This window comes from Alteromonas sp. ABV4_515, assembly GCF_056160345.1.
The window spans coordinates 283429-298630 of sequence record NZ_JBSWWZ010000001.1 but is presented as its reverse complement, the minus strand read 5'-3'; the positions used below and the strand labels follow the sequence as shown (position 1 = coordinate 298630).

The following is a 15202-nucleotide window of genomic DNA, read 5'->3' as shown; positions in this document are numbered from 1 at the left end:
AATGTAAAGCTTGCGTAAAGCTTCTGGCGAATGGATTTTTGCGTTGTCTCTATCAGGTAAACTTATCACCTAGAATTTGGAGACTATAATAATGACTCAGGCCGTTTTTTCCATGTCGGTATTGCGCGCTATGTCATCGGCAGGTAGTCAGCGTTATGCGCGCTCGCAACACGTAGGAGAAAAATCCATGGTCGCCCCAGCGACAAATCAGCCAATCCTGATTATTGACGACGATCACGAGCTAACCGATATGCTTCGTACTTATTTGGAAGCTACCGGCTATGCAGTTACTGTGGCGAACGACAGTGTGGAAGGTTTGCGTCTGGCAACATCGGGTGAAACCTTTGAGCTTATTCTGCTGGATGTGATGATGCCGCAGCTGGACGGCTTTGAGGTGTTGAAAAAGCTCCGAATCAGTCACCTTACCCCGGTATTGATGCTTACCGCCAGGGGCGATGATTTTGATCGAATTTTAGGGTTAGAGCTGGGAGCCGATGATTACCTGCCAAAACCGTTTAATCATCGCGAGCTTTTGGCAAGAATAAAAGCCATATTCCGTCGCCTTGAGTTATCCGGGCAAATGCGTCAGCAGCAGGATTTGGCAATTAATCACATTTCTCTGAGTGTGAGCAGACAAGTTGCTGCCTGCAATAATACAAGCTTAACGTTAACCAACACCGAATTTGCAATTCTGCATTTATTAATGGTGAATGCCGGTCAACTGGTTACAAAAGAAGAAATCAGTTCAAAGGTGCTGGGTAAAAAGCTGCAGGCGTTCGACCGTAGTATCGATATGCATGTGAGTAACTTGCGTAAAAAGCTGTCAGAAACGACCCGCGATGAAAAAATTAAAACCATCCGTGGCTCAGGATATTTATTAAGACTCGCTTCATGACCCTGTTCTCCCGGTTTAACCCAGCCCGGCGCGTTGTCGGGCGTTTGTTTTTGTGGTTCTGGATAACCTTTATTTTCACGGCGGTTACTACCTTTTATGCGGTGAATTTTTTTACTGATAATGTCGAGATTAGTCCGCCAAAAGACCAGGATATCGTTTTACTTAACGAGGCTCGTGATGCCATTTTGTCGATGGCAAAAAACAGTAATGAAGCGCTCAGTTTGAAGGAAATGGTGCGGCGCGCTGATCGGATAAACCGTCATCACATTATTGGTGTCGATCTCGCTTCCGGGAACATCCTTCGGCATGCAGGGCCGCCTATGCACCCTGATGAAATAAGAGACATAGAACGCCTGTCAGAGCAACCTTCACCTCTGTCTTTAATCCGCAGAAACTTCGAAACCGTGGGACCGGTAAAGCTCAGTGTAGGGTCAAAAGAGATTGCCCTTTTTATGATGCGACCTAATGGGCCACCAACGGGTGAAATCTCCATTATCTATTTTCTATGTATCGCTTTGGTAATTACCATTGTGCTTTCATATCTGTTTGCCCGCTCGCTAGTTAAACCGATTAAACAATTGCAACAAAGCAGTAAGGCGTTGGCGACTGGAAACTGGAAAGCCCGTGTCGAAAAGCCCGCATTACGCAGAGACGAACTTGGCGAGCTGTCCCGCGATTTTAATGCCATGGCCAGTCAGCTAGAAAAAATGTGGCAGGGCCAGCAGCGTTTGTTGGCCGATATTTCTCACGAGTTACGCTCGCCATTAGCCAGATTACAGATGGCATTGGGGATTGCTCACCAGCAGGATGTCGACCCTGCAACGCTAAGCCGGATCGAGCGAGAAGCTGAGCGCATGGAAGCCTTGGTGGCCCAATTGCTTACTCTTACCCGTGCTGAGTCAGCGGTGCCGCAGTTTGACTCACTTTCTCTAGAGGAAGTGTTCCAAAGTACGCTGGCTGATGCGACCTTCGAGGCGGGTAATCATGGTAAAAAAGTCGAAGTGTCATCGTTTCCAAGTGCCAAGATTGTGGTTAACCATACGATGATTTGCAGCGCGGTGGAAAACGTCATACGCAATGCCATTCGTTATGCCGAGTCTTGCGTGTCGGTATGTTTTACGGTTACCGATACCGATTGGGAAGTCGTTGTGAGCGACGACGGGCCGGGCCTCGATGAAGCAGATTGTAAATCTATCTTTTCCCCGTTTTACCGAGCAAGCCTTGCCCGCGACAGAGAATCCGGTGGTGTTGGGTTGGGCCTGGCCATTGCAAAAGCGGCAGTGGAAATGCATCATGGCGAGATTCACGCAACCCGAAATACGTCCGGTGGCCTCGCGGTATCCATAGCCGTGCCGATGGACGGGCAGAAGCAATGGAACGGAAACTCTCCTCAGAACACCAATTAACGGTTCAACCGCAAGTAATTGCCGACTTTTGGCAACGCCATGTTAAAACCGGCACATTAAAAGTCGCAGATAACATTCGTTTGGCGTTTGCCTATAGCGTTCCTCAGAATGCCCGGGGTACCGTGGTTATCTCCAGTGGACGTATTGAAGCCTATCTGAAATACCAAGAAGTGGTGTTCGACTTCTTTCACCATGGCTATGCGGTATTCATTCATGATCATCGCGGACAGGGGCTATCTTCGCGGATGACGGAAAATCCCCACCAGGGCTATGTAGAGCACTTCGATCAGTATGTCGCTGACATGGAAACGTTTATCGAGCAAAAGGTGAAAGTACTTCAACCTAAGGGCCCGCGATATCTTGTCGGACACAGCATGGGTTGTGCAATCGGTGCGCTCACCGCACTTAAGCATCCAGGTTACTTTGATAAGCTGGTGTTTTGCTCGCCCATGTTTGGTATTCGCCCGGCATTACCGCGCTGGCTGGCGAATCAGTTGTTGAACCACTTTACCCGCAAATTTACTAAGGCAGGTTTAGCCACAGATTATTTTGTTGGTCAAAAAGATTACCTGCCCCCAACTTTTGAAAAAAACCATTTAACACACAGCCGTATCCGATATCGTTTATTCAGAATGCTCTACGCAGAACAACCGGCGTTGCAATTGGGTGGCGTTACTATTCATTGGCTTCGCGCGGCATTGCACGCGATAGATATTATCGAGTCGAGAGCGAGTGAACTTAATCAACCTTGTTTGTTACTGAGCGCTGGGAGCGATACGGTGGTTGATAATCGACGGCAGATTCGGGTGGCGCAGAAGCTCAAAGCCGTAACGCTAAAATCGTTACCGGGGGCTTACCACGAGTTGTTTATCGAAAAAGACGATATTCGCAACGATACATTCCAGGCAATCTTTGATTTTCTCGACTAGTCAATGAGTCCGATACCAGGACTTTTTTACAAAAGTGTCTCTGATTTTCACACCATGTAGTGCTTTTCACATGTAGATTAGAAAGGCGCCTTTCTCATACTTTTCTATAAGATCCTGATCGCCAAGCATTTTTAATGAAATATTTATTACATAGAAAATTGCGGTATGGCTCATGCACTACTAAAGTCTATAGAGTGAAGAAATCCCTACGTTGTGTCTTCACTTTGTGAAATTCAGACGACAGTGAGACCGCCCATAGAATAGCGGCATAAGGCAGAAATAATGCAAAAATATGATTTTCTTCGAACTATGAAATTAGAAGCGCCAGTAAATACTGATTTATCATCTGTTTATGGTCATTCAGTGAATACTTTTAGCCCACTTTCAGACCGTCTGGCAAAATTTGCCAGTAGTCCTGTATCACAGCGCAAAGCCCGCCGCTGGGCCGCTATGGCACAAACAAACCGGGTACTTAACGCACTGTAAAAGCCCGTTGCACCAAAATGGCTCGCAGGTAGGAACTTCTTCCCCCGTTCCACTGTGGGCTTGTTAACCCGCGTATCACGCCGTATCCTTGCTTCCCCTAGTATGCAACCGTGATCCCAGAATGCTTGATATAGTACTTTTCCAGCCTGAAATTCCCCCTAACACTGGCAACATAATTCGACTGTGTGCGAATACAGGATTTGCACTTCACTTAATTGAGCCTCTAGGTTTCGAGTGGGATGATAAACGTGTACGTCGGGCCGGTCTGGACTACCACGAGTTTGCTGATGTTAAGCGCCACGCCGATCTCAATGCCTACCTGGAAACACAGCAGCCGCAACGTATATTTGCCTGTACTACCAAGGGAAAAGCTGTTCATAGTGACGTGCAGTATCAAAAGGGTGACGCACTAATTTTTGGCCCGGAGACTCGCGGATTGCCGGATGATTTTATTCAGTCACTGCCGCCAGAGCAGCGTGTTCGTATTCCTATGTTGCCAGACAGCCGAAGCATGAACTTGTCTAATGCCGTCTCTGTTTTTGTGTACGAAAGCTGGCGTCAGCTTGGCTACGATGGCGCGCGGTAGCAAAACCTTCAAAATTCTAGACGAAAGTATACCTCACTTATATTGAAATACTTGTGAGAATTATTATCATTAGCATCCTTTTTTGGGGGATGTATGGAACTTATTTTTTCAGGTGGATGGGTACTATGGATTCTCATTCTACTTTCGGTCTATTCACTGGCTACCATTGCCTGGCTTTTACTGCAAAGCCGCGCGGCTGTAATTAATGCGCCTGTTTCAACTTCTGCTGCGGCGCAGCACCCTGTCGTTCACGCCCTTGAGCAAGCTGCAACAAAATCAGGTTATAAGGCCGATTCTCTTCAGGAACGACTGTCTTCCATAGCCTTTGAGCATCTTACGGCATTCCGACAGACCATGCGTCCGTTGGAAGTTGTGGCAGCTGCAGCCCCCCTTATTGGTCTTCTAGGCACCGTACTTGGCATGATTGAAGCCTTTGCTACGCTTTCGCAGGTAGAAGGACAGATCGATCCCTCGCTTCTTGCTGATGGTATCTGGCAGGCATTGCTCACCACTGCTGCTGGTCTCATCGTCGCTATTCCCGCTCTTGTCGCATGGCATTATCTTGATAAGAAAGTCGAGAATTCCGCAGCGCTGCTTAATCGCTACATCATAGACAAAGTGAGCAGGAGCTGATCATGACAGCTCTTGTTTCAAAAGCATCAAAAAAACCATCAATCGGACTCACGCCGTTAATTGACGTGGTATTCATCTTATTGATTTTTTTCATGCTGGTGATGCAGTTTCAGAGCTTTCAACAAAATGACATCAAACTTTCGAGTACCCGTTCTACCGGCGTTAAAAAGGATGGCGTTGCCAAAGTAGTCGTTGAGTCCTCGGTTCAGTGCAAATATCAGAATGTCGTGCAGCCTTGCGATGAACTTTTCAGTCAATTGGGAAAAAGCAGCGTTTCAAGAATTGTTCTCGGGTATAGCGATGATGTAGCGCTGCAACATGTCATGTCTCACTATGACCAGTTAAGCGAACACTTCTCTGATGTATCTCTGGCCATTGAAGTGCCTTTGCCGGAGGGGAATGCGAAATGAATTTCAATCCGCTTACGGCGAAACCACCGGCCAGACCAGGTATCGAACCCGTTTTACCGTTAATTAATGTGGTTTTTCTCTTACTCATCTTCTTTCTTATGACGGGAAAAATGCAGAAATCAGCGGTGCCTGCCATTGTACCCCCAGAGCAAATCGCTGAGAAACGCGCTATCGAATCAGATCCCAACGATTGGTTGTACCTGGATGTGGCTGGTGAATTAACTTGGCGTGGAATAAGTGTAAGCGACGCAGAGTTAATTAAAGAAGCGCCTTCACCTGTTGTTCTATTTGCCGATGGAGATGTGACAGGCAAGGTGTTGAACCAGGCTCTGGCGAAACTAAGTGCTACAGACATCCGTGAAGTAGCGGTAGTGACAGAGAAGGTTCTGCCATGAAAACTCAATTCATAGTAGGTTCAATGGCGTTGCACGCAGCAATTTTCATCGTTATGGGGTTGAACGATGAAAGTAGCGGGGAAAAAGCCCGGGCAGGAAAATCGTTGCCAGAATACTCAGCTACAATAATGGAGATTGCTCGTGAACCTTCTTCTCCTGACAGTGCGCAGCCTGAGCGTGATGTGATTAATGAGCAACCTCAGAATAATGAACCTGTCACAGACGTCGTTGCTGTAGAAAACGACGCATTAGGCGACCGTGATAAATCTGACAAGCTATCAGAATCGCCTATCGAAAATCTGCCAGATTCGAGCAGAAAGCGAGCCGCTAACATTCAGGAAAACGCGGTTTTGAAAGTCGAAAAAGAACCAGCTGCTAAACAACCAGTAGTAGAAGAGCAGCCTCAAACCGAAGCGCCCAGACAAGAGCTTGTCATGCAAGAGACTGCAAATGAAGACCGCAGCCCTGCAGATAATCAATCTTCAGAAACACAGCCTTTTCCTGAGGTTCCCCCTCAGGCTTTATCTGCTGGTATACAACAAGCAGCGCTGGAGGCAAAGGAAGGCGATGGGCAGAATTATGATAGTTTAGGCGGCAGCGGCATTACCGATTCCGAATGGGCAAACTACAAAGAAACGGTGTTCTCAGCTATTCACGCTCAAAAGGTTTATCCCAAGCAAGCGCGAATTCGGCGAGCGGAAGGTGTGGTAACCGTCAAGTTTGTCGTTAATAAGCGGGGCAAAATTGAGAGTTTTCGGCTACTCCGGCGTGCCAAAAGCAAGCATCTCAACAGCAGTACAGAAAAACTGTTTGTCGGTTTGCAGCTACCCGCCCCCGTTGCGTCATTACATTCAAAATTTCCGTCCACTTTGACGGTACCCATTAAATACTCACTCAACTAGGTAACAACATGAAGTTAAATGCAATCACACTCGCACTAGGGTTTGTTGCGGCGTCAACGTTCGCACAGGAAGAAGTACTCCCAACAGTAGAAGTTGAGGCAACCGTGTCTGAGGCGGATAAAGTTGTTGCAGTTGACGGCCAGCGCGTAGGCGCATCTGAGGGCGCACAACTGATAACTGACGACTATATTCGCGCGCAACAGTCCACAACGCTGGCTGACGCCTTGAGAAAAACCACCAGCATTCAAATTGATGAGGAAGGTGGCCCGCAAAGCTCTTTGATTTACATTCGCGGTTTTTCGCAGGATCAAATAAGTGTTCGCGTGGAAGGTGCACCAAAGAATTTTAGTCAGGTAAGACATGGTGGGGCCGGAAGCACCTGGATAGAGCCTGACATGTATAAAAGCATCACCGTTGTACCTGGCGTAGCGTCAAACGTTTACGGAAACGGGTCTCTGGGCGGTGTAGTGTTGTTTGAAACTAAAGACCCGGAAGACGTGATTAAACAAGGTCAGGATTATGGCGTAAATCTGCGCGCCGGAATCGAAACCAACGGTCAGAGTAATTATCTCAGTGTTGATGCGGCAAAGAGTCTGAGTGAAGAGTTTGCAGTGTCTACGACTCTCGTTCGTCGTGATACAGACCCATACGAAGACGGCGAAGGACGTGAGACCCTTGAAGGTTCAACAGGTACTGAAGATATAAACGGATTGTTTAAGGCTGTATATACTCCAACTGATGAGCAGCGCTTAGAAGCCTCGTATCAGCGTAACGAAAAAGAATACATTGCTCGCACCACGTCAGGCAGTGGCGCATACAGCGACCCACGTGAGACAGAGGTAACGGAGGAAACGTCTAGCGTGATGTACGCGTTTAATCCTGAAGATAATCAGTATCTGAACCTCAGAACCCGCTTTTCAACAACATCGACCAATCGCTGGAGGCAGACTGTGGGTGGCGATGACGCGACAGAGTGGGGCGTAGATACAACGTATTTCGAATTCGAAAATATCAGCGACTTTATTCAGAGTGATGACGTGATTCATCAGCTCCGCTACGGCGTGGATTACACCAATGATGATGTACTGACCGCCTATACCAGTAATGATGGTAACCCAATTGAGCGGGAGCGCACCCAGTACGGTATTTACCTGAGCGATACGGTATACATTGGAGAAACCCTTGAAGTCGTCGGGAGTGTTCGTTACGACAACTTTAAAAATGAAAATGACGGTTCCTCCATTGATGAATCTGCAATTTCACCAAAAGTGAGCCTGAGCTGGGCTCCACTTGAAGAAACGTCAGCAAAAGGACTCACGTTATATGCTGTTGTTGGTCAAGGCTTCCGTAGTCCTTCTGTTCACGAAGCCTACGGACGCGGTGACCCTGAAGCGACATGCGGTCGTCGAAGCTGTTCTGAACTGCTGCCCAACGAATCACTGAAAGGTGAAACATCTGACAGCTGGGAAGCCGGAGTTCGCTATAACCGTAGCGGTTTGTTCTCTTCTGAAGATCAGTTTAACTTCCAGTTTGGCTATATTCGCAATGATGTTGAAGATCTGATTAGCTCACAGGAGACCGGGACGTACGAAACCGATGTAGGTAACGATGGCACTATCGATACTGTCATTGTCAGCCAGTTTCAGAACATCGACAACGCAGAAATTGATGGTTTTGAATTGTCTGTGAACTACACCAGCAATGACTATTTTGCCGCGTTGACTGCGCAGAATATGGACGGAACAGACAGTACAGGAGCCAAGCTTGCAGATATCGCTCCTTCATCTATAAATGCATCAGCAGGTATGTACCTGCTCGATGGTAAGTCACGTGTTGGTGTCGATATCACAAACCGTGATGATCGAGAGTACGTGCAACGTAACGTTGAACGCCGTCGCGAAGGTTACACCATTGTGGACCTGTTTGGCTCCTATCAGGTTACCGATGACTTTCTGGTACAACTGCGGGTAGCTAACCTGTTCGATAAATTGTACGCCAAACGGGCAATAACCGAGGGGGTTGATGAAAACGGAGATGCGATTGATGTGACCACGTATCAGCCTGGGCGCAATATTAAGCTCACTGTGCAGTACAGCTTTTAATACCTTTACGCTCTTTCCCTGAAAGGTAAAGTCGGCTCTTCACTCTGAAAAAGCCGACTTTACCGCATGGTCTTAAAGCAGGCATAACACCACAATGCACAAACTTATTACCACGCTCCATCGCTGGATTGGCTTTCCACTTGGCGTATTTTTTGCCGTCACCCTTTTTACTGGATTACTAACTGGGTTCGACGATTACCTCGAAACTGAAAAGACCTTCGGGTATGAGTATACGAAAATCACCGACTCAGTTTTGTCTGCCGGGCTTGCTGCGCTTTTCACACAGCATCCGCAGGCCCGGTCAATATATTTCCCTTCTGAGTCGTCACCGTTATTCAGGGTGGTGCTTCGGGGAGAGACATACTGGTATGACCCATTTACACTCAGGGAAGTCGCTCACAACGTTTCAGACCGCGACGGATTCTTCCCGTTTGTACTGAGAATACATCGGAATTTTCTACTTGGTCGAACTGAATATGCAGGGCTTAGCGGCGCAGAATGGGTTGCATGGTGTGGTCTTGGCGCTGCACTGATCAGTGTGCTCGGCATTTATATGTGGTGGTTTCAACGTCGTACATTCAAATTTTCCAGGTTGGTGCCAGCATCGACTAAAATATCAGCCTGGTACTTTTCCCATTTATCTTCTGGCATCGTTACCGTTGTTTTTGTTTTGCTCTTCACATTAACCGGTGCAGCTATCACGTATCGAAGCGTAGCGCAGAATTTGCTTACCGATTCCCCCATCAAACCCATAGTTCATACGCCTGTGTATACGGGAGGCAACTGGGAACAAAGTCTTACTCTGGCTAAGCAGCAATTTCCGGGAGCAGAGTTAGTCAGTGTTGGGGCGACCCGGGCTCGTGGAGCTGCCGCCAGCCTGGCTGGCACAATGCAATTCAGATTTGCAACCGAAGGCGATTGGCTTGGTCTTGCCGGCAGTTATGTGTTTGTTGATAGCGGCTCGGCTGCAGTGGTCGCTACACAAACGTTTGCTGATCACACTCTGGGGCAGAAGATTTATCAGATGATATTGCCTTTGCATACCGGACGGGGGATCACGCCTTATTACCTGCTGGTTATGCTTTTGATAATGAGCCTGGCATTGATAATGACCGTGGCCGGGGTAACCAGTTTTGTCATGAAAAAATCCAAATACGAAAAAAAGCTGAAGAAAAATGTAACGGCACTGAGTGCTAGGGGCAGTGCCATACCCAAAGGTGATCTTAGGAAGTAATATGAAGCATTTAATTTTATCGGCACTGGTCAGTGTAATCTGCAGTGTGATAGCAATAAATTGGTTGGCACCGGTATCGGCAAACGCTACAGGGCAGCATGGCGCAACCAATACAGCAACTGGCAATCATTCGGGGCAAGCAGGGAATAACGGTCAGCGAAATAACGCTGGAAGAAACCAGAGCATTTCGTCTGCAAGCGAGAGTGGGGCAGCAAGAGGGCGGAATCAGCGTCAAGATGGCGACGCGGTTGTTCGTGGTCAGAACCGGAAAGGTAATGGTGAGCGTCTCCCTCTTATCGCCGGATTTAACCCTGTAGATACAGAAAGCAGTTTACTAGATATGACAGTTAAGCTTGCCCTGGATGCAGAGCAGCAAGCATCTGTGCGCAGTATTTTACTGACGTATCGTAAAAGCTATATGGCACACTCAAAAGATGTCAATAATTCCAAATTACTATTGGTATCACTTAACCCTGATGAACCGGGTTATGAAAACGACAAAAATAAGGTCAGAGAAGCAGTGCTCCAGGCGCTAAGTGCGCAACTGGAAGACACATTAGAAGCCAAGCAAAAGATATTCGAAGTATTAAATGCCACGCAGGTCAAGATAGTAAAACACTTATAATAGTGCATTCATCTACAACCAATGTTTGGAAATGTTAAGTTGTGCAAAGCCCGTGGTATATGACTGCGGGCTTTTGTATTTTAGAGTTTTAATTATAAGGAAAGACTGTGTTTTCAAAAGGATCCATCAAGTCGCTAATATGGTTACTGGCAGCCATTATTATCGCTGCGGCTGCATATCAACTTTGGACTTCCCTTTCTGGATCTTCCAGTGCTACTGAATCAACAACGTTTTCGACAGCCCAAAAAGGCACAATCGAAAAAAGCATTATTGCTACCGGCCAATTAGAACCTAAACATTATGTAGTAGTCGGTGCGCAGGTTTCTGGTCAGGTTGAAAAAATTCACGTTGAAGAAGGCGATGTGGTTAAAGAGGGAGCGGTACTTGTAGATATTGATGCTACCGTTTTCGAAACGCAGGTACAGAATGCTGAAGCAGCACTCGAGTCGATGAGAGCGCAGTTAGCCCAGCTTGAGGCGGAACGTGAACTGGCCATTCTGCGAGAGAAACGCAACAACAATCTATTCGAACAAAATGCGGTAAGTGAAGATGTGGCTATCAGTAGTCGCATTGATGTGAAAGTACTGGATTCACGGATTAAAGCCAGTTCTGCACAAATTCGCTCTAACGAGGCGTCGCTGGCGGGGGACAAAGTGACATTAGGGTTTGCCCGTATCTATGCACCTATCAGCGGGACTATTGCTTCCATCGCCGTGCGTCAGGGCCAAACCCTGAACGCCAATCAAAATGCACCGGAACTACTGCAAATTTCAGATTTGACTACCATGACCTTGCGGGCCGAGGTGTCAGAAGCCGATGTAGAGTCAATTTATCGCGGCATGCCGGTTTACTTCTCGACAATTGGCAACACCAAAAAACGATATCACTCTACGGTTCGTCAGGTACTTCCTACCCCAACCATTATTAACGATGTTGTGTTGTATCAGGTACTCATTGATATTGAAAACCCCGATGGCGTGCTTATGGATTCCATGACCACTCAGGTGTTTTTCATTGAAGAAAAGCAGGAGGATACCTTAGTTGTGCCTCTAGGGGCGCTGCGAGGACCACCGGGAAGAAAATTTGTCCTTGTCAGGGAAAATGGCGAAATGGTTCGCAAGCCTGTGACTGTGGGCGTGACAACTCGTACCGAGGCTGAAATCCTCTCCGGTATCAACGAAGGCGACGAAATCGCTTCCGGTCAGCGCTCTGCTGCGGTAAGTGGTGAGGAACGCCAGCGTGGTTTTGGCGGCCCGGATGGCGGACCACCGAGGATGCCTCGTGGGTAAGCCTTCTCTCATCGAACTCAACAATGTGGTGCGTAGCTACCAAACGGAAGGCACTGAAGTTCGTGCACTGGATGGAATTTCACTGACAATCCGTAAGGGCGAGTTTGTTGCCATTATGGGTCAGTCTGGCTCAGGGAAATCCACGCTGATGAATATTCTCGGCTGTCTGGATACACCTTCTGCGGGTAGTTACACCATCAACGGGCACAACGTTAATTCACTGACGCAGGAACAGCTGTCGGCGCTGCGCTTAAAAACCTTCGGCTTCGTGTTTCAGCGTTATCAGCTACTGGCCAGCCATTCCGCCATTGAGAACGTGGCACTGCCTGCCATTTACAGTAATACCGACAAGCAAGAACGTGAAAAGCGGGCCGCAGAATTGTTGACCCGATTGGGCTTAGGCGATCGCCTTGAGCACCGACCTGGTGAGATGTCGGGGGGGCAACAGCAACGGGTTTCCGTTGCCAGGGCGCTTATTAACGGTGCAGAGGTTATTCTTGCCGATGAGCCAACCGGTGCCCTCGACTCAGCCAGTGGCGAGCAATTGCTTGCGTTGCTTAAAGAGCTGCATGGTGAAGGCGTTACCATAATTCTTATCACCCACGATCCTGCCGTGGCAGAACATGCCGAACGTCAGGTGCATTTGCTGGATGGAAAAATCGTATCGGACAGCGGCGAAGCTGTACCGGAAGAGACACCCCAAGAGAGCACGCAGGGCGCTGTTCAGGCGTTTCGAAGTATTTCCGGCGCTGCCGCGCTCGGCATGGCATTTTCTTCTTTGCGGCTTAACTGGTTTCGTACTCTGCTAACACTACTTGGCATCATTATTGGTGTTGCTGCCGTGGTGACGATGATGGCCATAGGCGAGGGCGGTAAACAAGATGTACTCAAGCGCATTGAAGCCATTGGTACCAATCTTATTTCTGTGCGTCCGGGTGGGCGAAATATGCGTAACTCGGGCGACGTTGCCACGTTAACGCTGGCCGATGCGGATGCATTGAGAGACATCCCTGGAGTGATGTACGTTGCTCCCGAGCGCTCTTCCCGAAATACCATGCGCTATGGTGAAAACGACTTTTCCGGTCGGATTAAAGGCTCCACGCCGGATTACCTTCACGTAAAAGATTGGGAAATAGCCCAAGGCGTATTTTTCACTGAGGAAGATGTGAGGAATTACGCACCCGTCGTGGTGATCGGTGACACCGTTGCTGAAACTCTTTTCGAAGATAAAATGCAAGCAGTTGGTAAGTACATACTTATGTCAAACTCGCTGTATCAGGTGATTGGGGTATTAAAATCAAAAGGCGCAACCGCTGGTGGTAGCGATCAGGATGATGAAGTACTGATCCCGGTAACGACCGGACGACTGAAAGTTTTCGGCCGAGATTACTTAAGCGGTATTACCATTAAGGCATCGGGCTCTGATGTTGCCTCACAAGTGAAAGACGCGGTGTTGGAAACGCTTAAACAGCGTCATGGAGCAGAAGATGTGATGGTGTTCACCACTGATTCTCTCGTGGAAGCGGTAACGGAAACCCAAAATACGTTGACCTGGCTGTTAGCTTCAGTTGCGGCAATCTCGCTGTTTGTAGGCGGTATTGGCGTAATGAATATCATGCTGGTAAATGTGTCAGAGCGTAAGCGGGAAATCGGCCTGCGAATGGCTACCGGCGCCAAGCCTGCAGATATTCTCAAGCAGTTTAATATTGAAGCGTGGGTGGTGTGTATTCTGGGTGGTGCTGTGGGCATTGTACTGGGCTATGGTGTCATTCTCATCGTTTCCCAGTTTTCGATTTCCGTTGCGTATACCTTGATGCCGCCCGTGCTGGCATTCATTACCTCATTGCTGGTTGGCGTATTGTTCGGCTATGCGCCCGCACTAAAAGCATCCCGTCTTAGCCCTATAGAAGCCTTGTCAGAGGATTAATATGAACAATAAATCTGTCGGCTTGCTAGTGGCCGCTATGCTTTCGGGCTGTGCTTACTCACCAAACGAGCAGGCTTATCGTGAGCACATTCAAACACCGGACATTTTCGAATTTTACACCGATGAGGATAGCCAGGTTGCGGTTGAGCAGGACTGGTGGACGGTGTTCGGCTCTACGCCGTTAAATGAACTCATGACGCGGCTGATGGCTGACAACCTGAGCCTGGAAGAAGCCCGTATGCGGGTGGACCGGGCGGTTTTACTCCTCGAACAAAGTCGTGCCGATAATATTCCCGATGTGAGTGCAGGTATTAGCGGGCGGTCCGGCAAGGACTTTGATGATGGAAATACCTCTAGTAGTTCTTCAGGAAACGTGGGGCTGAGCTATACCTTCGATGTGTGGGGAAGTCGTGAAGCAACACAGTTAGGGCTCTCGTTGGGCATTGATAGTCAGCGTTTTACCCAACGGAGCGCGGCTCTGCAGGTTCAGGGCCTTTTAGCCAGTGAGTACTTCAACCTATTGTCATTACAGCAGCGTTTGGTAATTGCACGTAAGAACTACGAGGCGGCAGACCAGCTCTATGAATTAGTGCGTATTCGCTTTGAAGAAGGTGATGCATCGGGTATTGAGGTGAGTCAGCAACAGAATACTCTGCTCACTGCACGTGGCGAACTACTTCGACTCAACAATCAGGCGACACTGAGCCGTCGGACCATTGCTGTATTACTGGGTGATGCGGTACTCACACCTGTGAATAGTGAAGAGTCAATTCTGGCGATGGCAGTGCCGGAAATCAGTCTATATCAGCCCGCCAGTGTGTTAAAGCAACGCCCTGATGTACAAATTGCTGATGTAACGTTGCAGCAAGCAGATATTGCCGTGTATCAGGCCGGCATTCAGGGGTTACCCGGGCTCAGTTTTAGTGCTGATTTGTCGGTGAATGATTTGCTCGATTTGGCTTCTGGCTGGAGTGTAGGTGCGGCGCTGAGCAGTGCGGCCACATTATTCGATGGCGGTAGAATTGAAGCGGGCAAAAAGATTGCGGCGACCGACCGCGAGCTGGCCTGGAATAACTTCAGAGCTACGACCATCACTGCTTCTCAGTCGTTGCTGGATGCGCTGGATAACTTTACGTATCAAAAGGCTGCGTATGAACTCGATTTGATATCGTTGGAAAATAACGAGCGATTATACAAGCTGGCGGAAATTCGCTACAAAGCGGGTGATACTGATTTTCTGAATCTACTGAGTGCTCAGCGTAGTTGGTTCTCGGCTCAACTGACTGTGATCACCAGCTATCAGCAATCCCTTGCAGCTGCATCAACGGTGTACTTAGAAGCAGGCGGACGCCCTCAGCTTACCAATCGCCCATAGTGTCACTT

General features: G+C 48.3%; 15 protein-coding genes. All 15 read left to right on the top strand.

Annotation, left to right across the window (positions count from 1 at the left end; genetic code table 11):
- Nucleotides 1-187: 187 nt before the first annotated feature.
- The 15 genes from ACXAGX_RS01295 to ACXAGX_RS01225 all read left to right on the top strand — a co-directional run bounded on the left by ACXAGX_RS01295 (nt 188) and on the right by ACXAGX_RS01225 (nt 15194).
- The gene (locus tag ACXAGX_RS01295; RefSeq protein ID WP_474822480.1) at nt 188-895 is read left to right on the top strand and encodes a response regulator; all 708 of its coding nucleotides are present in this window, start codon (nt 188-190) and stop codon (nt 893-895) included.
- A complete protein-coding gene (locus ACXAGX_RS01290) occupies nt 892-2301 on the top strand; it encodes an ATP-binding protein (protein ID WP_474836056.1) in 1410 nt (469 codons plus the stop codon). Before ACXAGX_RS01295 ends, ACXAGX_RS01290 begins: the two co-directional genes overlap by 4 nt.
- Nucleotides 2268-3230, top strand: a complete 963-nt coding sequence (locus ACXAGX_RS01285) for an alpha/beta fold hydrolase (RefSeq protein ID WP_474836054.1) — start codon at nt 2268-2270, stop codon at nt 3228-3230. Before ACXAGX_RS01290 ends, ACXAGX_RS01285 begins: the two co-directional genes overlap by 34 nt.
- Nucleotides 3231-3512: 282 nt before the next feature.
- Nucleotides 3513-3716, top strand: coding sequence for a hypothetical protein (locus ACXAGX_RS01280; RefSeq protein WP_474822191.1), 204 nt, complete (start codon nt 3513-3515; stop codon nt 3714-3716).
- 121 nt (nt 3717-3837) lie between these two features.
- Nucleotides 3838-4302 carry a tRNA (uridine(34)/cytosine(34)/5-carboxymethylaminomethyluridine(34)-2'-O)-methyltransferase TrmL gene (gene trmL, locus ACXAGX_RS01275; RefSeq protein ID WP_474836052.1) on the top strand — a complete coding sequence of 155 codons (465 nt, stop codon included), beginning with the start codon at nt 3838-3840 and terminating at the stop codon, nt 4300-4302.
- 93 nt (nt 4303-4395) lie between these two features.
- The gene (locus ACXAGX_RS01270) at nt 4396-4935 is read left to right on the top strand and encodes a MotA/TolQ/ExbB proton channel family protein (protein ID WP_474822184.1); all 540 of its coding nucleotides are present in this window, start codon (nt 4396-4398) and stop codon (nt 4933-4935) included.
- Between the two features lie 2 nt (nt 4936-4937).
- Nucleotides 4938-5345, top strand: a complete 408-nt coding sequence (locus ACXAGX_RS01265) for an ExbD/TolR family protein (protein WP_474836050.1) — start codon at nt 4938-4940, stop codon at nt 5343-5345.
- On the top strand, nt 5342-5740 hold the full coding sequence (locus ACXAGX_RS01260; RefSeq protein ID WP_474822179.1) for an ExbD/TolR family protein: 399 nt from the start codon (nt 5342-5344) through the stop codon (nt 5738-5740). Before ACXAGX_RS01265 ends, ACXAGX_RS01260 begins: the two co-directional genes overlap by 4 nt.
- Complete coding sequence (locus ACXAGX_RS01255; RefSeq protein ID WP_474836048.1) at nt 5737-6642, top strand: TonB family protein; 906 nt, start codon at nt 5737-5739, stop codon at nt 6640-6642. Before ACXAGX_RS01260 ends, ACXAGX_RS01255 begins: the two co-directional genes overlap by 4 nt.
- Before the next feature lie 8 nt (nt 6643-6650).
- Nucleotides 6651-8744, top strand: a complete 2094-nt coding sequence (locus tag ACXAGX_RS01250) for a TonB-dependent receptor domain-containing protein (RefSeq protein ID WP_474836046.1) — start codon at nt 6651-6653, stop codon at nt 8742-8744.
- Between the two features lie 94 nt (nt 8745-8838).
- Entirely contained in the window at nt 8839-9978 is a 1140-nt protein-coding gene (locus ACXAGX_RS01245) for a PepSY-associated TM helix domain-containing protein (RefSeq protein ID WP_474836044.1), read from the top strand.
- A gap of 1 nt (nt 9979) precedes the next feature.
- Nucleotides 9980-10603, top strand: a complete 624-nt coding sequence (locus ACXAGX_RS01240) for a hypothetical protein (RefSeq protein ID WP_474836042.1) — start codon at nt 9980-9982, stop codon at nt 10601-10603.
- A 107-nt stretch (nt 10604-10710) separates the two neighbouring features.
- Nucleotides 10711-11892, top strand: coding sequence for an efflux RND transporter periplasmic adaptor subunit (locus ACXAGX_RS01235; protein ID WP_474822163.1), 1182 nt, complete (start codon nt 10711-10713; stop codon nt 11890-11892).
- Nucleotides 11885-13819, top strand: a complete 1935-nt coding sequence (locus ACXAGX_RS01230) for a MacB family efflux pump subunit (protein WP_474822159.1) — start codon at nt 11885-11887, stop codon at nt 13817-13819. Before ACXAGX_RS01235 ends, ACXAGX_RS01230 begins: the two co-directional genes overlap by 8 nt.
- 1 nt (nt 13820) lies before the next feature.
- Complete coding sequence (locus ACXAGX_RS01225) at nt 13821-15194, top strand: TolC family protein (protein WP_474836040.1); 1374 nt, start codon at nt 13821-13823, stop codon at nt 15192-15194.
- The last annotated feature ends 8 nt before the right edge of the window (nt 15195-15202 follow it).

Excerpts from the sequence above, each read along its gene's own strand:
- ACXAGX_RS01295 (WP_474822480.1), top strand. The coding sequence starts at position 188 with ATGGTCGCCCCAGCGACAAATCAGCCAATCCTGATTATTGACGACGAT.
- ACXAGX_RS01290 (WP_474836056.1), top strand. The coding sequence starts at position 892 with ATGACCCTGTTCTCCCGGTTTAACCCAGCCCGGCGCGTTGTCGGGCGT.
- ACXAGX_RS01285 (WP_474836054.1), top strand. The coding sequence starts at position 2,268 with ATGGAACGGAAACTCTCCTCAGAACACCAATTAACGGTTCAACCGCAA.
- ACXAGX_RS01280 (WP_474822191.1), top strand. The coding sequence starts at position 3,513 with ATGCAAAAATATGATTTTCTTCGAACTATGAAATTAGAAGCGCCAGTA.
- trmL (WP_474836052.1), top strand. The coding sequence starts at position 3,838 with ATGCTTGATATAGTACTTTTCCAGCCTGAAATTCCCCCTAACACTGGC.
- ACXAGX_RS01270 (WP_474822184.1), top strand. The coding sequence starts at position 4,396 with ATGGAACTTATTTTTTCAGGTGGATGGGTACTATGGATTCTCATTCTA.
- ACXAGX_RS01265 (WP_474836050.1), top strand. The coding sequence starts at position 4,938 with ATGACAGCTCTTGTTTCAAAAGCATCAAAAAAACCATCAATCGGACTC.
- ACXAGX_RS01260 (WP_474822179.1), top strand. The coding sequence starts at position 5,342 with ATGAATTTCAATCCGCTTACGGCGAAACCACCGGCCAGACCAGGTATC.
- ACXAGX_RS01255 (WP_474836048.1), top strand. The coding sequence starts at position 5,737 with ATGAAAACTCAATTCATAGTAGGTTCAATGGCGTTGCACGCAGCAATT.
- ACXAGX_RS01250 (WP_474836046.1), top strand. The coding sequence starts at position 6,651 with ATGAAGTTAAATGCAATCACACTCGCACTAGGGTTTGTTGCGGCGTCA.
- ACXAGX_RS01245 (WP_474836044.1), top strand. The coding sequence starts at position 8,839 with ATGCACAAACTTATTACCACGCTCCATCGCTGGATTGGCTTTCCACTT.
- ACXAGX_RS01240 (WP_474836042.1), top strand. The coding sequence starts at position 9,980 with ATGAAGCATTTAATTTTATCGGCACTGGTCAGTGTAATCTGCAGTGTG.
- ACXAGX_RS01225 (WP_474836040.1), top strand. The coding sequence starts at position 13,821 with ATGAACAATAAATCTGTCGGCTTGCTAGTGGCCGCTATGCTTTCGGGC.